This is a genomic window from Mesorhizobium sp. L-8-10 (assembly GCF_016756635.1).
In the GTDB taxonomy this organism is placed as follows: domain Bacteria; phylum Pseudomonadota; class Alphaproteobacteria; order Rhizobiales; family Rhizobiaceae.
On record NZ_AP023263.1, the window covers coordinates 7,667,109 to 7,686,699 of the forward strand.

The 19,591-nt window shown below is 60.1% G+C and carries 16 protein-coding genes; 5 read left to right on the top strand and 11 right to left on the bottom strand.

Annotated features, from left to right (window positions below):
* Positions 1 to 460 precede the first annotated feature (460 nt).
* The 5 genes from JN280_RS35700 to JN280_RS35720 all read right to left on the bottom strand — a co-directional run bounded on the left by JN280_RS35700 (position 461) and on the right by JN280_RS35720 (position 7,815).
* A complete protein-coding gene (locus JN280_RS35700; protein ID WP_202308900.1) occupies positions 461 to 1,006 on the bottom strand; it encodes a thioesterase family protein in 546 nt (181 codons plus the stop codon).
* Between the two features lie 284 nt (positions 1,007 to 1,290).
* Entirely contained in the window at positions 1,291 to 3,510 is a 2,220-nt protein-coding gene (locus JN280_RS35705) for a 3-hydroxyacyl-CoA dehydrogenase NAD-binding domain-containing protein (RefSeq protein WP_202308901.1), read from the bottom strand.
* Between the two features lie 16 nt (positions 3,511 to 3,526).
* Positions 3,527 to 4,735 (bottom strand): acetyl-CoA C-acetyltransferase, encoded by a 1,209-nt coding sequence (locus JN280_RS35710; RefSeq protein WP_202308902.1) that lies wholly within the window; start codon positions 4,733 to 4,735, stop codon positions 3,527 to 3,529.
* A gap of 36 nt (positions 4,736 to 4,771) precedes the next feature.
* Positions 4,772 to 5,944, bottom strand: a complete 1,173-nt coding sequence (locus JN280_RS35715) for an acyl-CoA dehydrogenase family protein (protein ID WP_202308903.1) — start codon at positions 5,942 to 5,944, stop codon at positions 4,772 to 4,774.
* A 74-nt stretch (positions 5,945 to 6,018) separates the two neighbouring features.
* Entirely contained in the window at positions 6,019 to 7,815 is a 1,797-nt protein-coding gene (locus tag JN280_RS35720) for an acyl-CoA dehydrogenase (RefSeq protein ID WP_202308904.1), read from the bottom strand.
* A gap of 509 nt (positions 7,816 to 8,324) precedes the next feature.
* Between JN280_RS35720 and JN280_RS35725 the strand changes: the two genes are divergently transcribed.
* Positions 8,325 to 9,428: a DUF4365 domain-containing protein gene (locus tag JN280_RS35725; RefSeq protein ID WP_202308905.1), complete on the top strand. Its 1,104-nt coding sequence runs from the start codon at positions 8,325 to 8,327 to the stop codon at positions 9,426 to 9,428.
* A 280-nt stretch (positions 9,429 to 9,708) separates the two neighbouring features.
* Here JN280_RS35725 and JN280_RS35730 read toward each other — a convergent pair whose 3' ends face one another.
* Positions 9,709 to 10,179, bottom strand: coding sequence for a hypothetical protein (locus JN280_RS35730; RefSeq protein WP_202308906.1), 471 nt, complete (start codon positions 10,177 to 10,179; stop codon positions 9,709 to 9,711).
* Positions 10,180 to 10,387: 208 nt separating this feature from the next.
* Here JN280_RS35730 and JN280_RS35735 point away from each other — a divergent pair, with 208 nt between their 5' ends.
* Genes JN280_RS35735 through JN280_RS35745 form a run of 3 tightly spaced genes read left to right on the top strand, consistent with a single transcriptional unit; the run spans position 10,388 to position 12,807 of the window.
* Positions 10,388 to 11,137 carry a hypothetical protein gene (locus JN280_RS35735; protein ID WP_202308907.1) on the top strand — a complete coding sequence of 250 codons (750 nt, stop codon included), beginning with the start codon at positions 10,388 to 10,390 and terminating at the stop codon, positions 11,135 to 11,137.
* Positions 11,138 to 11,153: 16 nt separating this feature from the next.
* Positions 11,154 to 12,152: a hypothetical protein gene (locus JN280_RS35740; protein WP_244742581.1), complete on the top strand. Its 999-nt coding sequence runs from the start codon at positions 11,154 to 11,156 to the stop codon at positions 12,150 to 12,152.
* The gene (locus JN280_RS35745; protein WP_202308908.1) at positions 12,145 to 12,807 is read left to right on the top strand and encodes a hypothetical protein; all 663 of its coding nucleotides are present in this window, start codon (positions 12,145 to 12,147) and stop codon (positions 12,805 to 12,807) included. Before JN280_RS35740 ends, JN280_RS35745 begins: the two co-directional genes overlap by 8 nt.
* Here JN280_RS35745 and JN280_RS35750 read toward each other — a convergent pair.
* The 3 genes from JN280_RS35750 to JN280_RS35760 form a co-directional block, all read right to left on the bottom strand.
* Entirely contained in the window at positions 12,787 to 13,371 is a 585-nt protein-coding gene (locus JN280_RS35750; RefSeq protein ID WP_202308909.1) for a hypothetical protein, read from the bottom strand. The genes JN280_RS35745 and JN280_RS35750 overlap by 21 nt on opposite strands.
* Positions 13,368 to 14,204 carry a bis-aminopropyl spermidine synthase family protein gene (locus tag JN280_RS35755; protein WP_202308910.1) on the bottom strand — a complete coding sequence of 279 codons (837 nt, stop codon included), beginning with the start codon at positions 14,202 to 14,204 and terminating at the stop codon, positions 13,368 to 13,370. The genes JN280_RS35750 and JN280_RS35755 overlap by 4 nt, the downstream gene beginning before the upstream one ends.
* Before the next feature lie 455 nt (positions 14,205 to 14,659).
* On the bottom strand, positions 14,660 to 15,229 hold the full coding sequence (locus JN280_RS35760; protein WP_202308911.1) for a hypothetical protein: 570 nt from the start codon (positions 15,227 to 15,229) through the stop codon (positions 14,660 to 14,662).
* Between the two features lie 409 nt (positions 15,230 to 15,638).
* Between JN280_RS35760 and JN280_RS35765 the strand changes: the two genes are divergently transcribed.
* Positions 15,639 to 16,271 (top strand): tyrosine-type recombinase/integrase, encoded by a 633-nt coding sequence (locus tag JN280_RS35765; protein WP_202308912.1) that lies wholly within the window; start codon positions 15,639 to 15,641, stop codon positions 16,269 to 16,271.
* A 165-nt stretch (positions 16,272 to 16,436) separates the two neighbouring features.
* Here the strand turns inward: JN280_RS35765 and JN280_RS35770 are convergent, their stop codons facing one another.
* Entirely contained in the window at positions 16,437 to 18,161 is a 1,725-nt protein-coding gene (locus JN280_RS35770) for a hypothetical protein (RefSeq protein WP_202308913.1), read from the bottom strand.
* Positions 18,162 to 18,194: 33 nt separating this feature from the next.
* Positions 18,195 to 19,352: a dsDNA nuclease domain-containing protein gene (locus JN280_RS35775; RefSeq protein WP_202308914.1), complete on the bottom strand. Its 1,158-nt coding sequence runs from the start codon at positions 19,350 to 19,352 to the stop codon at positions 18,195 to 18,197.
* Positions 19,353 to 19,591: the final 239 nt, after the last annotated feature.

Sequence of the window (19,591 nt, forward strand, 5' to 3'; positions counted from 1 at the left end):
GTAATGTCGGCCGCCGGACTTGTCCAGACAAGATCAGACCGGAAACTCAAAATGGCTTGAACGGGGGGCGCCGAGGGTCAGCGGATGCCGGGAAATGTTGCCGCCAAGGCACACCTCATCCGACCCCGCGGAGCGAGGTCGGATGAGACACACCGCCCGGCGCCGGACGCCATCCTGGATGAAAGTACCGCGTGTCTTCGTACCCCTCTCTGTCCACCTGATATCTCCCCCACAAGGGGGGAGACCGGCCGGCCGCTTGGATTTCGCCAATCGTCAACGTCGCAAGACGAGTGCCATCATCGATGACAGCCAGTCTCCCCCCTTGTGGGGGAGATGTCCGGCAGGACAGAGAGGGGTATCTGGCCAAGCCGTATCCGACTGAAATCAAAAAGCTTTCCGCCCTACTTTCATGGCAGGGGTAGCCCGTCTCGACGTTTCCGATCCTGGCACGAGGGACTGCTCACCCGCCCGCCTTCGCAAGCCTGCGCAGGCCGGCATGGGAGGCCATGAAGATGCGCTCGGCTTCGGTGGGCGCGCGCGGCGAGCGCGTGACGCCGAGCGCGGCGACGACCTCGTCGATCTCACGGAACTTCTTCGTGTTCATGTCGTAGATGCCAGCGGTCGTCATCACCGCCGCGGCCGTCTCGCCGTTCTCGAGGATGAAGCGGTGGCGGCCGATCACCTCGGTGCCGTCCCAGGTCTCGATGGAGGAGACGACCTCGAAGCGCCGCCACAGCCGGATCTCGCGCACGAAGACGCTCTGCACGCCGCCCATCATCGGCACCCAGTTGCGCGTGCGATAGAGCTTCATCAGCCCGGAGCGGATGAAGATGTCCATGCGCCCGAGATCCGCCATCATCAGATAGCGGGCGTTGTTGAGGTGCATGTTGGGATCGATGTCCGTCGGCAGGCAACGGAACGCCAGGCGGCTCTCGCCGCCGGGCAGATAAGGGCCGCGGCGACGCGCCGTCGCCACGACCTTCAGCAGGCGGCCCCAGACATACATGGCCGCTGTCTCTAACCCAACAGCACTGGATGTTGACACATCCAGTGGCGTGGATGCCAACGCATCCACGCGACCTCAAACGCCGGCGCGGCCCATCCGGGCCGCTTGGCTTCCGCGCTACCGCATCGGCCCGAAAATCGTATTCGATTTTCGGAAAGCACGATGCGGTAATCAATAGTGGCAGAGGGTCCTTTGCGCGTCCAAGTGGACGCGCGGCGCTCTGCAGGCGCGGCGCGCCGTCGCGCGCTCCAACGGTCGGTAAGATCGACCGTTGGTATCACGCCTCAGGCCGCCTTCTTGGCTTCCGCCCCGGCATAGGGATCGAAGCGCTCGTAGAAGGTCTCGCCCTTCTCGGCCATGTCGACCAGCAGCTTGGGCGCCTTGAACTGCGCGCCGTAACGCTTCTGCAGTTCCCTGGCCCGCTTGACGAATTTCTTCGCCCCGATGCCGTCTACATAGGACAGCGCCCCGCCCGTATAGGGCGCGAAGCCGAAGGCCAGGATCGAGCCGACATCGGCCTCCCGCGGATCCGTGACGATGCCCTCCTCCATGACGCGCACCGCTTCGAGCGCGATGGTGAAGAGCAGGCGCTGCTTCAGTTCCTCGATATCGACCTTCTCGGGATCCTGCTGCTTATAGAGGTCCTTGAGGCCCGGCCACAGCTTCTTCTTCGCCGGCTTGGCCGGATAATCGTAGAAGCCCTTGCCGTTCTTGCGGCCGAAACGGCCATGCTTGTCGACCATGGTGTTGATCAGCGCCATCTGGTCGGCGTCGACCGCCTTCTCGCCGAGGTCGCGGATCGTCTGCTTCATGATCTTCTGGGCAAGGTCGATCGCGGTCTCGTCGGTCAGCGCCAGCGGGCCGACCGGCATGCCGGCCATCTTGGCGGCGTTCTCGATCATCGCCGCGGGCACGCCCTCGATCAGCATCTGATAGGCTTCCGACATGTAGCGCAGCACGCAGCGGTTGACGTAGAAGCCGCGCGTGTCGTTGACCACGATCGGGGTCTTCTTGATCGCCCGGACATAGTCGATCGCCACGGCGAGCGCCTTGTCGCCGGTCTTCTTGCCCAGGATGATCTCGACCAGCATCATCCTGTCGACCGGCGAGAAGAAGTGGATGCCGATGAAGTTCTTCGGCCGGACCGAATTCTTCGCGAGCCCGGTGATCGGGATCGTCGAGGTATTGGAGGCGAAGGTCGCGGAGGGTTTCAGCACAGCCTCGGCCTTCCCGGTGACCGCCTTCTTGATCTCGGAATCCTCGAACACCGCCTCGATGACGAGATCGCAGCCGTCGAGATCGGCATAGTCGGCCGTCGGCGTGATCAGCGACAGCAGCCTGTCCTTCTCCTCGGGCTTGGCCCTGCCCTTCTTGACCTGGTCCGAAATCAGGTTGTCGGAATGGGCCTTGCCCTTCCCGGCCGCTTCCATGTCGCGGTCGAGCAGCACCACCGGGATGCCGGCCTTGGCCGTCACATAGGCGATGCCGGCGCCCATGAAGCCGGCGCCGAGCACGCCGATCTTCTTGAACTTCGTCTCGGCGACGCCCTGCGGGCGGCGGGCGCCCTTGTTGAGCTCCTGCAGCGAGATGAACAGCGAATGGATCATCGCCGCCGCTTCGCGGGTCTGCAGGATCTCAGTGAAATAGCGCTGCTCGATGCGCAGAGCCGTGTCGAACGGCACCAAGAGGCCTTCATAGACGCATTTCAGGATGGCGCTGGCGGCCGGGTAGTTGCCATAGGTCTCGCGGCGCAGGATGGCGATCGCGGGCGGCCATAGATTGGCGCCGGCAGCCGAATAGATCGGGCCATCGGGCAGCTTGAAGCCCTTCTCGTCCCACGGCGCCACCGGCTTCAGTCCGTTCCTGATCATCGCCTTGGCGGTCTCGATCAGCTTGGCGGGCTCCGCGATCTCGTGGATCAGGCCCATGGACTTGGCCTTCTGCGGCGTCAGGTTCTGGCCTGAGGTGAGCATGGTCAGCGCGTCCTGGGTCTTGGCCAGGCGCGACACCCGCTGGGTGCCTCCGGCGCCCGGGAAGATGCCGACCTTGATCTCCGGCAGGGCCATCCTGACCTTCTCGCCGTCGGCGGCGACGCGACCGTGGCAGGCGAGCGACAGTTCGAAGGCGCCGCCCATGCAGGTGCCGTTGATCGCCGAGACCCAGGGCTTGCCCGAGGTCTCGATCTTGCGGAACAGCCAGGTCATGCGGCCGGCATTGTCGAAGAGCATTTTGGTCGCGGCCTCGGGGCTCTTCGCCTTCTCTTCACCGAAGAGCTTCAGCATGCGCTGCAGCATGGAGAGATCCGCGCCGCCGGAATAGCTTTCCTTGCCCGAGGTGATCACCGCGCCCTTGATGGCGGCATCCGACGTGACCTTTTCGACGATCGCCTCCAGTTCCTCGATGACGCTCTCGTCGAAGACGTTCATCGACTTGCCGGGCATGTCCCAGGTGACGAGCGCGATGCCGTCGGCGTCGACGTCGACAGTGAAATTCTTGTAGCTCATTGTCATGTCCTTCCGATCAGACGCGTTCGATGATCGTGGCGGTGCCCATGCCTGCGCCGATACAGAGCGTCACCAGCGCGGTGTTGAGGTCGCGCCGCTCGAGTTCGTCGAGCACGGTGCCGAAGATCATCGCTCCGGTGGCGCCGAGCGGGTGGCCCATGGCGATCGCCCCGCCATTCACGTTGATCTGGTCGTGCGGTATGTCGAAGGCCTGCATGTAGCGCAGCACGACCGAGGCAAAGGCCTCGTTGAGCTCGAACAGGTCGATGTCGGAGAGCTTCATCCTGGCGCGCTTCAGGAGCTTCTCCGTCACATCGACGGGGCCGGTGAGCATGATCGCCGGTTCCGAGCCGATGTTGGAGAAGGCGCGGATCCTGGCGCGGGGCTTCAGGCCCATCGACTTGCCGCCCTTCTTGGAGCCGAGCAGCACGGCCGCCGCGCCGTCGACGATGCCGGACGAATTGCCGGCATGGTGGACGTAGTTGATCTCCTCCACTTCCGGATGCCGCTGGATCGCGACCGCGGAGAAGCCGCCCATTTCGCCCGGCATGGTGAAGGACGGGTTGAGCGAGGCGAGCGTCTGCATGTCCGTCGTCGGACGCATATGCTCGTCATGGTCGAGGATGGTGAGGCCGTTCTGGTCCTTGACCGGCACGACCGAATTCTTGAACCAGCCCTTTTCCCATGCCTTTGCGGCACGCTTCTGGCTCTCCACGGCATAGGCGTCGACGTCGTCGCGCGAGAAGCCGTATTTGGTGGCGATCAGGTCGGCCGAGACGCCCTGCGGCACGAAATAGGCGGGCAGGCCGACGGAAGGATCCATGAACCAGGCGCCGCCCGACATGCCCATGCCGACGCGCGACATCGATTCCACGCCGCCCGAGATGACGATATCGTCGGCGCCCTGCGCGATCTTGGCCGCGCCGAGATTGATGGCGTCGAGACCGGAGGCGCAGAAGCGCGAGAGCTGCAGGCCGGGCGCCTTCATGTCGTAGCCGGCTTCGAAAGAGGCAGCGCGCGGAATGACCGAACCGGCCTCGCCGACGGGATCGACGCAGCCGAAGATGATGTCGTCGACCGTGCCGGTGTCGAGACCGTTGCGGTCGCGCACGGCTTCGAGAACCTTGGCGCCAAGGCGGACCGCGGGCACCTCGTGGAGGGAGCCGTCCTTCTTGCCGCGGCCGCGCGGCGTGCGCACGGCGTCATAGACAAATACGTCTGCCATTTTGGTCTCCTTGGGTTGCGGATCAGGGGGCCCTGCTCAGAGCGAGCGCCCGATCAGCAGTTTCATGATCTCGTTGGTGCCGCCATAGATGCGCTGCACGCGCGCATCGCGATACATGCGGGCGATCGGATATTCGTTCATGTAGCCATAGCCGCCGAACAGCTGCAGGCACTGGTCGACGACCTTGCCCTGCAGCTCCGACAGCCAGTATTTGGCCATCGAGGCGGTGACAGGATCGAGCCCGCCATTGATGTGGCGCTCGACGCAGTTGTTGTAGAAGACGCGCCCGATCGTCGTCTCGGTCTTCAGTTCGGCAAGCGTGAACTGGGTGTTCTGGAAGTCGATGATCGCCTTGCCGAAAGCCTTGCGCTCCTTGACGTAATCGATGGTCAGCGCCAGCGCCCGCTCGGCCATGGCGATCGCCGTCGTGCCGATCTGCAGGCGCTCCTGCGGCAGCTGCTGCATGAGCTGGACGAAACCCTGCCCCTCGTCGTGGCCGAGCAGGTTCGATGTCGGCACGCGCACGTCGTTGAAGAACAGTTCGGAGGTGTCGTTCGACTTCAGGCCGATCTTGTCGAGGTTGCGGCCGCGCTCGAAACCCGTCACCTCGTCGGTCTCGACCACGATCAGCGACGTGCCCTTGGCGCCCTTGGCCGGGTCGGTCTTGGTCACGACGATGATCAGATTGGCGAGCTGGCCGTTGGTGATAAAGGTCTTGGAACCGTTGATGCGGTAGTGGTTGCCATCCCGCTCGGCCCGGGTCTTGACGCCCTGGAGATCGGAGCCGGCACCCGGCTCGGTCATGGCGATGGCGCCGATCAGCTCGCCCGAGGCCATGCGCGGCAGCCATTTCTTCTTCTGCTCCTCCGAACCGTAATGGAGGATGTAGGGCGCGACGATGGAATTGTGGAGCGCGATGCCGAAGCCGTCGACGCCGACATGGCCGATCGCTTCGATGATGGCGCTCTCATGGGCGAAGGTGCCGCCCGAGCCGCCATATTCCTCCGGCATGGAGGCGCAGAGCAGACCGTTCTCGCCGGCCTTGCGCCAGCTCGCGCGGTCGAAGATCTCGGCCTTCTCGAACTCCTCATATTTCGGGGCGATCTCCTCGGTGAGGAAACGCGCCGCCATGTCGTAGAGCATGGCGACATCGTCGCTCACCCAGCGCGGCTTCGGTAGTTCCAGGACGGATGCGGGATCGGTGGCCACGTACTACTCCCCTGTCGACGATAACCCTTAGCAAACCCGTTCAATCTTGAACAGACTTGCCGGACCGCAAATGTTCAGAACGCCTCGGCCGGCAGCGCCATCATCGCGTCCGCGCCGCTGGAGATGCGGGCGAGATGGGCGGAAGTCTCCGGCATGACGCGCTCCATGAAGAAACGGGCGGTCACCAGCTTGTTATCATAGAAGGATGACGCGCCGTTGGCGCCCTCGGCGAGCTTCGCCTGCGACGACTTCGCCATCTGCGCCCACATATAGCCGAGCGCGACCAGGCCGAAGAGATGCATGTAGTCGGTCGAGGCGGCACCGGCATTGTCGGGCTTGGCCATGGCGTTCTGCATCAGCCACATGGTCGCGGCCTGCAGGTCGTTGAGGCCCTTCTTCAACTGCTTGGTGAAGGGAGCCATCTTCTCGTCGGCGCGGTTCTCCTCGCAGAACTCGCCGACCTCCTTGAAGAAGGCCTGGACCGCGCGGCCGCCATTCATGGCGAGCTTGCGTCCGACGAGATCGAGCGCCTGGATGCCGTTGGCACCCTCATAGATCATGGCGATGCGGGCATCGCGCACGAACTGGCTCATGCCGTGCTCTTCGATGTAGCCATGCCCGCCGAAGATCTGCTGCGCCATGACGGCGTGGTCGAAGCCCTTGTCTGTGAGCACGCCCTTGATGATCGGCGTCATCAGGCCCATGTGATCGTCGGCCGCCTGGCGCTCCTTCTCGTCGCCGGAGCGGTGGGCGACGTCGGACTTGATCGCCGTCCACAGGATCAGCGCGCGGCCGGCCTCGTTGAAGGCCCTGATGGCCATCAGGGCGCGGCGCACGTCGGGATGCACGATGATCGGATCGGCCTTCTTGTCCGGCGCCTTGGGGCCGGAGAGCGAACGGCCCTGGATCCGCTCCTTCGCATAAGCGACTGCGTTCTGATAGGCGACCTCTGCGATCGACAGGCCCTGCAGGCCGACGCCGAGACGCGCCTCGTTCATCATGGTGAACATGGCCTTCAGGCCGCCATTGGCCTCGCCGAGCAGATAGCCGGTCGCCTCGTCATAGTTCATGACGCAGGTCGAGTTGCCGTGGATGCCCATCTTCTCCTCGATCGAACCGCAGGAGACCGCGTTGCGGGCATCGGGCGCGCCGCCGCCGTCGAGCATGAATTTCGGCACGATGAAGAGCGAGATGCCCTTGACGCCCTCGGGCGCGCCCTCGATCCGGGCCAGCACCAGATGCACGATGTTCTCGGAGAGGTCGTGCTCGCCGGCGGAGATGAAGATCTTCTGGCCGGAGATCCTGTAGGAGCCGTCACCGTTCGGCACGGCTTTGCTCCGCAACAGGCCGAGGTCGGTGCCGCAATGCGGCTCGGTGAGGTTCATGGTTCCGGTCCAGACGCCCTCGACCATCTTCGGAAGCCAGGTCGACTTCTGCTCCTCGGTGCCGTGGGCGAGGATCGCCGCGACCGCGCCCTGGGTGAGGCCGGCATACATCATGAAGCCCATATTGGCGGAGGAGAGATATTCGCCGACCGCCGAATGCACGGTGTAGGGAAGGCCCTGCCCGCCGAACTCGGCCGGCGCCGCCAGCCCCATCCAGCCGCCTTCGCGGTACTGGCGGTAGGCGTCCTTGTAGATATCAGGCGTGGTGACGGAGCCGTCGGCGTGGCGCACGCAGCCTTCGATGTCGCCGATGCGATTGGTCGGCTGGATGACGTTCTCGGCGAGCTTGGCGCCCTCGGCAAGGATCGCTTCCAGAACGTCTGTCGTGGCGTCCGAGAAACCCGGAAGATTGCTGTAACGCTCGTAGCCCAGCACATCGTTCAGAACGAAAAGCGTATCCTGAACCGGCGCCTTGTAAGTCGGCATGCCTCATCCTCCAAACACGGTTTTGCCGCTCCGGGGACGCGCCCTCCGGAACCGTCACTGAGGAGTGTCTAGCAATCTTTGACGTTTGCGTAAACGTCAATTTGTACCGCAGCGCAAAATTCACAGTCTGCCGCAGGCCGGTCGTCTGTCGATTGCTACGCTATCCGGCCCTTTGGCCCGCCGATCAGAAACGTCGGCTTTGCGCCGCCATCCCGGACGTTCGGGCTGACTTTGGCCTCGTCCGAAAACGGACGTTCGAACTGAGGCGGCGGGCGTTGCGGCTACAATTCTTCCGATCTAATTGAGCAGCAGGGTTTCGGCATCATCTGCGATGATTGCGTGCCGAAAAATCAGGATCAGCAAGACAAGACGACGATACAACTTAGCTCAGGCTGTAAATGATAAAGGACATTTTCACATACAGGTTATGCATAGAAAGCAAACGTCTGGTCGGCATGCATGTTCGTCGCTATCAGTGATGAGACACACTCACACGATTGAAGGTCCCCGTGCCAGCTCGAACCCGTTCGCAAAAAATAGGCGACAAAGGCCAGAATCAGGTTCGTCAACGGGTGGATGCGCATCCCCATTGGATGTGCAGGTTGCAGGATCTCGACTACGGGGTCGACCTTGAAGCGGAATACGCGCCCGCCGAAGGCGACGGACAGCGCCCCGCAGGCAAGCTGTTAAAACTACAGGTCAAGGCGACCGAGTCGGCCGACGTGCGCGGACAGGTGGTCCACGTCGTACTCGAACGATCATTCCTAAGTTACGCGCTGCAGTTCCGGTTGCCGGTGATCCTTGTGCATGTGGACGTAACGACGCGTTCTGCTTGGTGGCTTTGGCTCCAGGCCTGGGCGCTGGAACATGAAGAGCGCCTTGCGTCTTCGCCCGACAATGCAACTATCACTGTCCACATACCGCTTCATCAAACGCTCGAAACTGGCCTGGACTATGAACTTATCGATATCGTCGCAGGCAAACACGCGTCGGCTGTGGTGCTCGCTCTAAGGGAGCTGGCTGACGTTGCCGCCAGTGACGGTCAGCAGATCAAATTATTCAGGGGGGTGCTTGCACTGCTGGACGATATCGAAGCTCCGAATCGGCTCCGCACGGCGGAGAAGATCATAGAGCTTCTTGTCGGCCTGGGATCGAACCCTGGCTTGTGGCAAACGTCGCAACTAATCCCGCAGATCGTTGCGACCGTCGAACGCCTTGGCGACATGTTTAGTCAGGACCAGATCCTACGCCTGGTCCTGCGATACGATTCCTACTCCCGGGCCGGCCTGGAAGGCTTAGCGATATTTTACGATCGCTGGCCCGAGCAAGCGAGAGCGATGGATTTACCATCCGCTTTTCGGGATGCCGGTGTAGAAGAAGTCGCATGGTATTGCTCTGCGCGTGAACATTACGCCGACTCTAATGGCTATCAGCTCGTCATGCGCTTTAGCGAAGGCAAGTTACCACAAACCCGTTTCGGCAAACTCCAGCTACGAGACGATGATGACGCGTCGTACCGGCTTCTCACAAAATATCCCACGCGAGGGAGCTCGGTTCTTCTCGACAATCTGATCTGGGCGGAACCCCGGGCGCCGGAAGCCTTTTCCTCCTAGTGTTCCGGCTATACGGTCGTGCCGGCCTATCATGATAGGCCTCACGTAGGCACTGTGCGGGCGGCGCGGCCGAGGATGACCGCTTCGACGTGCGATGATCTATACGACCCCGACCATCATGGGGTGGATTCCTGCTCTCCCGCCTTTGGGCGGCGGGACTGAGAAGCCGCCGTTCAGGTGGCGGCCGTACTGCAACGGCAACGCGCCCTCATTCGCGTCGTTGGACGTCCGCGGCTGCTTCTTGCACGCGGAAAAACGAAATCCAGGATTTATCCTCAGCTCAGCGGGAGCTTTCTAGTCCCAGTAGGCGATCGCCGAATGCTCGAAGCCTTGACGAACGACTAGCCTGCCACGCGATTTCGGACCAAAGCTGCAGGTCGCCTCCTCTGACGATGACGCGCACGGCGTCATGACCAATGGCATCAATATGGTGAGCCAAGTTTGCAGGGAGCAATATCCTGCCGTCTGGGTCGAGCGAAACCCTCAGATAGCGATCCATGGCGATCAAGGCCAGCTCCGCACGATCAGCATCACCTTCGCTCGCGAGCAGTGATTCGAGCCCCCGCATCACGTCGACGCCGGCCGGATCCCATGGTTCCAGCTTAGCGCTATTGCCGGGCTCCAGTTTCGCAAGGAGTGCCAACGGCTCGGTTAGCGAACCCCAATTCAACCTGGCTCTTGCCGAGATGGGCAGTTGCACCCGCGACTTGCTCGTGACGGGGACGACTTCCGTCCACGTTGTCTCGCTCAACGTGGCCACCGGGTTCCATAGGGGTGGTCGGCCTGTCTTCATGGGACAATCTGGGAATAAATCACGCTAAGCCAATTAACAGGATTTGCACATGTTCTCCACTAGCAATTTGGCCGTTCGGTAGCACCTTTCGCGAGGATTTTCTCTTGCGACAGACCGCTTGCGATGGCAGATTGTACGCAGCTGGGAAAATGTATCGGAAATGCTGATGTTATATGCGGCCAAGCATCATGTTTCGCTTGACCATGAACCGGAGCTGCTCTGCTGGACGCGCATGCAGTCCGAGGGAGGTCAGAAGCTTGAAGACATCGTGGCCCGCAAGGAACTGGAACGTCGTGCTGGCGACGGCGTATTCTTCTGGGGCGTTGGCAACGCTCCAGCAGTAGCGACGTCGACATATGCGAGGCTTGGCATCCCGGTGCCGGTCATCTTCTCGGTCATGAAGGGCCGTCCGAAAGCGGTCGATGCGTCGCCGCGGAGTTTGTTGGTCTGGCGTCGGTACCTCGACATGTACGGTGCCGAACGGGAACTCCCCCCTCAAGCGCTGATCACCAGCCGTGGCGAAACAGGTGCCGGCGACAAGAAGCGCCATTACGCGCTGATGTGCCGGAGCCTGACCCCGCTCAAGCTCAGCAAAGGCGTCAGGTTCGACCCTGCAGCGTTCAGGAATGTCGGTGTTAACCGTGGGCCCGTCGGGGCATCGCAGGTGACGGCCCTGATCCAGCGGATCCAGCCGGATGGAGTTGGTGACTACGAAGCCAATATCTCGGCCGAACTCACCGGAAGCTATTGGATCAGGCTGACCGACCCTGTAATGCTGGACGCATCGAGCATCGAGAGCGTAGAACATTCCATTGAGGATGCTTCGCCTCGGGAATGGCTTCGTCTGGTCGCCGATTTTAGGCAAAGACCTCAACTGCCACGGTCGGCCTATCCGGTGCAGTCCAGCTTATTATGACGGGAACCAAAGGGCCTTGGCGGACAACGATTCAGATCAACTCCGCAAGGACCTGCGCCGGGCCGGATTGAGCCCCGCCGCCATCGATGCGGCATGGCCGACATGGTGGCAGGATGATCTGTCGCAAAGCCCAAGTGCTCGCGCGGAGCTGCGGTTCGCTTTGGCACGCAAGCTGGGTCTGGCGCCCAAGCCCCTACTGGGGGAACGCGTCGAGTTCGTTTGGAAGGACAAGGCCAGGTTCAAACACCTTGGCACGGAGTCCGATGCTGAACGGGAGGTCCTGAGCTCGTTCGGGATGTCGGTCGGCAGGTTGTTGACACGAGCAGCGCCTCTGGGGCGGGGCTTCTCTGGTATCGGCGCTGAAGAACTGCGCGCCTCCATCCTACGGTCGAACGAGTACGTCGACCTTCGAAACTTGTCGCAAACCTGCTGGGCCCTCGGCGTCCCCGTCGTTCATCTCCGGGTTTTCCCGCTGGTCGTCAAGGCTATGCATGCAATGGTCGTTGGCGAGAGACACGTTGGCGCGATCATGCTGGGCCGTGACGCCAGCTATCCGGCGCTCCTGGCGTTCACACTCGCTCACGAAATCGGCCATCTTGCACTCGCCCACGTCGCGCCGGGTAGCGCACTGGTCGACATCGAGGATCCAATCAAGGCCAAGGAGGCCGATGACGAAGAGAAGGCGGCAGATGAATACGCCCTGACGCTTCTTACTGGATCGCCGAAGCCGGAAATCACGACCGAGATGGCTCGCTACAACCATACGATGTTGACCGCTGCAGTGACGCAAGCCGGCCCGCAACATCGCATCGAACCCGGCACGCTCGCCCTTTGCGTTGGGCACCTCCAACACAACTGGCCCGTGGTCATGTCGGCGCTAAGACGAATCTACGGCGAACCGGTGCCGATATGGAAAGCGATCAACACCCTGGCAAGGAATGAGATCGATTGGTCGGCGTTGTTGGAAGACGACCGAAGCTTCGTCGAGGCGTTGCTGAAGTTGAGCGATGTCTGACGGACTTTACCTGGATAACGATGTAGTCCTCAAAATATGCACCTACGGTGCAGCCACCCGTTTGATCGAGCTCTGTACCTGGTGCAAGCTGCCTCCCGCGATCCTCGGATTGGCGAGGTTCACCCTCAGGTCTCGGGTTGAAAAAACCAAGGTTTTGGTCGATGTGGCCAACACCAGGGCCAACCTCGACATCGCCCTCGCGGGTGCCCGGCTGCTCGAGCCTACGCCAGAGGAGGTCGAGACGGCTGCCGATTTTGAGGCCGCGGCCTCCGCAGCTAATCTTTCCCTCGATGCCGGCGAAAGCCAATTGGTCGCGATGCTTTTGAGCCGCGGCGGCCTGGCATTGGTTACGGGCGACAAGAGAGCGGCCACGGCCGTCAGCATCGTCTTGCCGATGATACGTAAAAAGTTGGTTTGCTTGGAGCAAATCCTGAAAACCATGATCGAAGGGGACGACCTTGGCCCGATAAGGGAGGCGGTCTGTCGCGAGCGCGCTTCCGACAGGGCCGTCGCGATTTGCTTCCAGTGCTCGAGCCGTAACGTCGAAGTCCAGTCGGTCGTCGTGGGCCTTGAAAGCTACACCAATGCACTTCGGTCTGAGACGGGCGACCTATTGGTCGCCAGCTTCGATGACCTAGCTTCGGAAGTTTCTTAGGAACACGGCATATGGCGCCCGCAAGGTCGCGACCAGATTGATCTTGCGAAACTTGGGTTCCTGATCATTCAGCAGAACGGGTGCGTCGAGGATTTCGAGGCATGCCTTGTCGACCTTGCCCGCGATATACTTGCTGCCGATCCGACCTGTGCTCGGGCCGACGGGTACGCGCGTCTGGTCCAGCGGAAGGGACATGTCGACCTGTTGGAGGTCCTTGATCACTAGGGCGAACCTCGAGCCGAGCACCCGGATCTCCGGCGGAATATTCGTCCAGTTCTTATTATCGGATGAGTATTCGGCCGCTTCGAGTGGCTCCGCGAAGTGGTTGGATGTCATCTGCTCCATCACCAGGTGGATGGGAGCCCCCTTTGCCGCGAAGGTGCCGGCGAACGGCTGCACCATCGAGCTGGGGTGGCAGGTGTTGCCGCCATAGCCCCACATTGCATAACCCGCTTCGTCGATCTCTTTGGTCTTGCGGGCGATGATGTCGTCGAGGCCTTCATTGGCGTGGGTACCGACCTTCATGAAGAGGACACCTGCGCCCGGCTTGAAAATCTCGTTCATGTCGTTGGTCCTTCCAGATACTCGACGTAATACTCTTCATCCGGGGCCTTGCCCCAGTCGGGCCTTTTCCTCTCCCGCACGTATCGAACTTTGGGTGGTTGCGACATTCCATAGAAGTTGGCCATCCGCTCGGCCGCAATGGGTTGGCTCGGCCCCTTTAGCAGCTGCCGGTCGGGTAGCGAGGTGACGAAGAGATTGCAGGACCTCAAGTCCGGATCGTCGTCCAAGTGATATTGGTGCAGCTTTCGCTGCATGCGCGAGACAAAGAAACCATGCTCGTTCGCATGTCGCTGGACGTTGGCGAGCACCACCTTGGGCCAAGGCCGATCGTCGTCATCGGCGATCACGATCATCCCGTCGCCGATCCCCTTCACGGCCTCGATCCCGCGATCGACGAAAACGTTAACGCTTTCGCCGCCGTTGGACGCGCCCCAAGGCGGGTTGGTGTAAAAGCAGTCGAACTGGGTCGTTTCGGGGAACGGCTCGAGCACATTATACAGCTGGGCGTCGAGATGCTCGATCCGCTCCTTGTCGGCGAACCTCTTGACCGACTGGACCGTCCGCTCGTCAAAGTCGAAGACTGTAATCTTGGTGGGGCCGAAGTCGAGGACCTCCCTGGCCTTGAGATAGGCGACGCACACGCTGATCGCGTCCCCGTCACCGATGAAGGCCAGCCGTTTGTTGTCCGCCCAATCCGCCACGATCTCGCTTTGCATGACCATGTCGCCGACCTTCATGTGAATCTGGTCGAAATCACGGATCGGCCGCGGTCGGTTCTGCACTACGTCTGAAACGGCATTCACAGCTTCCTGCAGATCAACTTGTCTCCTCATTCATCCCCCCTAGAAGAGCCTCTTACTTTTGCCGCTCAAGCATCGGATCGGCGACGGTCTCGCGTGGTGCCGCCGTGTAAAATAGAAAGACCGGCTGTCCGACTGGGTGCCGTATTGACTGACTATCTGACGCGGTCATCTTACCGGAACCGCGGTCCTTAGGGGTAGATACACCGCCTTCATCCGAACACTCGACGTTGCAGTTTGTGGGGAACTAGTATGATTCTGATTCAACCAACTTGTTCTGCAAATGCAATCCCTGAGGATTTCTATCCAGCGTTCTTCATCTGGCATGATGCTGACCGGTGAGTGTTGGCACTGGACGGGGCGTCACCCGAATTCGGGTTCGCGTTGGGCTAAACGCCTGGTCGGCCCACCCGCATGCGGTACATGCACCCATTGTCGCATCGTGGAAGGGCGGTACGTCACCCATTGCGCATTCCTATCGCGCGCACCTAAAGCTGCTTAATGAAAGCTTCCCAGCCGAGCTTTTCCAATGCTTTATCGACGGTGGCCGTCAGCAGCAAGTTGCCTGCTTTCAACATTGAATTTGTTGCCGCAAAGCCATCGTAGCCGAATTTGGCGGCACTGAGCGCTGCCAGCAGCCCGCACCATTCCCGGATGTTCTCGACCATTACGACGAGTTGCACCCTCGAATAGCCTTGGCCGGTCTGCTGGCCGTGAAAAATCTTATCGCGGGCTTTCGAAGCCCGATCCAAGGCATTGTTGAGCGGTGCATAACGATCCCCGAATTCGTCCTTGAGCCGCAAATTAGTCAGCCGCTGTATGCCGCTACGAAAGCCCGTATGACCTATGCCTACATTGTTCGCGAGCGCTCGGCGAACAGATGAGGCGTCGGTCGGTTTGATCGCCGAGGCTTGGAATACCAGAAAGGAGCAGATCTTCCGTTGCTGTCGCTCGTATTTGATCCACGCGAGACAAAACGCGTCGACACCGCGGGTCTCTATGCCGGAGCTCAGCACGTAATCGATGGTCTTGAACTCTTCTTCGAGGGTTCGACGCATCATATCCTCCTAGCTGCTTCCTTATCGTCGCTTACCTGGGTTTCGGGCGCATCCGGCCTGACGGCCGGCCGGGCTTTGGCTCATGTCGCCGATCACAACACCACCGATAGCATCAAACCGGCGACCGCCATTCGCCGTCATCTTGACCGTGTGGGGCAGCCAAGCAGGAGCTAGGTCGCCAAACGCAGCCAAGACGTCACCGGCGTACTGATTCGCAACTAAGCCGACAGGTGATCGCATTGACAACGACGGATTTCAGGAGGCGGTCAATGATGACGACGACTTGAAAGGAATTGGCTGCAGAACGACGGCTTTCTGCGTGAAGGCTACGAGACCCGACAGTCCGGTTACGGCCCCGTAACGCCCGCGCCGTTTCTTCCTTGGCCAATCAAGGCCGAGGAGAACTCAAATGGGATATTCTCAATTCGATGATGCCAGCCGCGAGCGTGCAGCTTGGAACGCTGGAAAGAAGGTCGGCACAAAGCGTCCGCTCACGCAGAAGCAGATTTGGGCCGTCCGCTTCTTCCTCGATCGCGAGCGGCGCATTCGTGACCGCGCGCTGTTCGATCTTGCCATCGACAGCAAGCTTCGCGGCTGCGACCTGGTCAAGATCAGGATTCGTGATGTGGTCGCCGGCCCTGAGGTCAGGACCCGCGCAATCGTGATTCAGCAGAAGACAGGGCGCCCGGTCCAGTTCGAGATCACCAACGATGTCAGGGTCAGCCTCCTGTCTTGGCTCGAACGGCGTGGCGGAACGGTCGACGACTATGCCTTCCCGAGCCGGATCGATCACGCACACCACATGAGCACAAGGCAGTACGCCCGCCTCGTTGACGAGTGGGTGACCGCGATCGGGCTGCGGCCAGAAGAATATGGCACTCACTCACTTCGTCGCACGAAGGCTTCGATGATCTACAAGGCGACGGGCAATATCCGAGCCATCCAGATCTTACTCGGTCACTCCAAGATTGAGAACACCGTTCGGTATCTTGGTGTCGACGTGGAGGACGCGCTGCTCCTGGCCGAGCGAACCGAAATCTGACGTTGAGCGGTCATCCGACTCAGCGCGGATGGCCGCTTCGACAGGCGAGAAATCTCGACGGCCTCGTGCGTTATGGGGTGGTTTCCTGCCCGACTGCTTCTGGACGACAAAGCCAGGAAGCGGTCATTCACGCGATGAGTTAGCTGCTCACGGATACAACGCTTACTACGAAGCTGGCTCCTCTTCGCCCGGGTCTTCACTGCCAAGCAAAGCTTCGTACATAGCGTCTGTGAATGGGCGCATAAACTCATAGATCTGGCGGTACTGATCTGCTTTCAGGAGGTGATAGGCCTCATCGAATTCGATCACCTTATCGAAACTGAACGTCGTCGGCGCTTCCACAGCCAGTATGACCTGCATGTCAGCCGGTAATCTGGTGGCGATGTACTCGATCATTACCGGTAAGTTCGCGGCGTCCTGTCCTTGTTGCTGGGGTGAGTCTATGACCGCAGGCATAGAAAACGAACCGTATTCACTTAGTGAAGTGTGCCAGAGAGCCGCGTAGTATGCCAATATGGACCTCGGTCCGCCGCTCCCGGAAAGCTTTGGGCGACTGGTCAGCTTCATTCCCTTGGTCTCAACGGGCGGCATATTGAGCGTCTGCAACGCAGCCGCATAAGACGTCCGGAAGATAGAGAGGATATCCTTGGACCTTTTTGTGCTGGTCAGCTCGCCAAGCCGCGCGGTTAAGCTATCGATCGCGATCACCAAGGGATCGATCTTCGCTTCGAGCTCAACCAGTTCGGCCTCGAAGGCAGCAAACGCAGATTCGGCGCCCATGGCTCGGACAACATCGTCCAGCCGTAGATCGCCGCGTCGCGTCTCGAGAATGGCCGAAATCCGATTGTAGTTGTCGTCGAGTATCCTAAGACGAGCCTTCGATTTCTGCAGGATATCGTTTGCCTTTCGAGAATCATCTTTCAATTGGACGGCGAGATTTCGAAGGATGCGAGCATCCTCAGCATAGCGCAGGATGTCCATGAAGGTCTTGTCGTGTTCCGCATGACAGATAGGGCAAACCAGCACTTCGTGCGGCTCTGTTTGCAGGAACGCGGCATCACTGTCGTAGTGGGCCAGAGCCTGCTCCGCCATTTTGACTTGGAGGCTGAGGCTTTCGGCGGTTTCCTTCTCCCGTACGAGCGTGTTCCTGAGTTGCTCCTGCTCAACGTTCAGCGCCGTGATCTCTTCTGTCAACCGCGCAATGTCCTGGTCGAAAACGTCCGGTATCGTCTTCGGACCATCGAGGGGAACGGTCTTGCCGAACCGATCCCTGATGCTTTTGATGACTTTCTCTTCGCCTCTAAGCTCGGCGAGTTCCTTCTGGCGGACCAGCTTCTGCGAATTGAGCTCATAATAGGCCGGCGGCTTGACGCCCGTGAAATACTCAAGAACGGAGTCGACCGGATTTCTATACTGCTTCAAATTGGCAAATGTCGACCAGTTAGCCAGCCAGCTTCCATCCTGGTTGATGTAGAAGGGCAGGAAGAATGTTCTCGCATCCCCCGTCACCGACTTTAATTGCTGGTCCGTAAGAACCAAGTTGAACCCCACGAGGTCAGCAAATCTACGACCCCAGTCGGTCGCATTCGCGGAAGCGAAATCCAGATTTCCGTCAGCGTCAAAAAGTCCGCGATGATTGTGTTGCTGGACCACATAATGGCTCACGCCATCAATGGAAAACTCGACCAGAACCGTCGCGTCCTTGCTCCATCGATCAAGTTCGCCGGTGGGAAAGGCTCCGAGGGCAGTGAAGAGGGACTTAATCAGGCTCGATTTGCCGGTGTGGTTCATCCCCACCAACAATGTCTTTTTCGGACTGAAGCTCTCCGACCTTGCCCGCTGCTCGCTTTCTGAGAGCAGCCATATGCTTTTGAATCTGAAGTTTTTCATATGACTTTGTCCGTAGGCTCCTGACGAGGCGCGCTAGCTCGGGTCCACGCATTGCTCGATCGCTTTCAGCAAAAAATGAGCTTGAAGTTCGGCCTTCTTGGCCCAGGAAAATTCCGCTAGGAGATGGTTCGTCCCGCTTTCGAAAACAGGCATGAGATTCGTGCCGATCTTGTTGATCCCTAACCACGCATCGCAGCATGCTGAAATCTCGACGTCGGCAGGCAGTGGGGTCCCGAACAGCTTCCGGCTGAGTATCGCACTGGCCGCTGCGCGTATCTGCGAAACCTCCCAGAATACAAGCCCTTCCTTCGCGAGCTGGTCCAGCCATTGCTTAAGATGGAATTCTATGTCGGGGGTCTGCTGGAGGTCGCCCAGCGCGGCGTTAAGCTGTCCCAAGCTATAGCCGTGCCTCGACCTCATTTCGTCTATTGTCGTGGCCTTCGCCGTTTTCGCTCCAAGCGGGCCGAGCTTGGCTAGTAGGCTTTCGACGAAAGACCGAGCCTGACCAGCATGCAAGGGGCTCACCTTGTCCAGATACTTGTGCACGATGCCTATTGTATAGGTTTGCGCGTCATCCACAGGTACGTCGACCTTTTCGAGCACAATCTTCGACAAGTCAGGTTTCGCGCTGCCTGGCTTATGCACGGAGTCGAGCGCGGCCTGAAGCAGATCGGTGAAGTGCGAGGGGAGTTCGGAAAGCGCGACCGGGAGGGACGTTGCGACGTTGCCGCCTGAAGCGAGCACAAGATTGCATCCCGCGTTGGAAATAAAACGTCCCGAACTTTCCAAGGTCTTGAAACTGGCGAGTGAGGCAAAGAGCTTTCCGAGTGGGCTCTCGGCGACCCCATCAAGCGGCTTCGTTTTCTTGGCCTTGCTCTTGGCCTTCTTTGAAGGATCGTCGGGGGCATGCAGGTTCGTGAGCGAAGCCCACGTCCATTCCATGCGATCTTTCTTCTTGACCTGAAAGACTTCTATGCTGGTTGGGGCGGTAGAAGAGTTTAGTATGGCGACGTCTTGGACAGCCTCAAATAGAAACAGGAAGTCGATTGTTGCCTTCTCCTTCAAGGAGAACATTTTCACGATCGCCCAGTTCTTCTGAAATTCGATTCCCTTCTGATTGTGAGCGCCGCCACTTTCTGCGGTGTCGGGATCGCCTAAGGCCAAAACGACTTCGTCGAATGCAGTGCTCAACTAAAACGCCCCCTCTGCGTATTCAATGCAACCTATGTCCACACTCTGCCGTGGGTCAAGAAACTCCTTGCCGAATGCTGGAAGTGGGATGTTGAACGCTAGTGACCAGACCGCTTCTGAACTTGCTCGAGCGTTCGTCGCGAGCTATGGGACGGCAAGTTTCGGGAGGCGTCAGGCACGAGGTAAACGTCCGCAATGGGGTCGAAAGCTGACCGGGCATACTTTGCCCGATCGGGCGG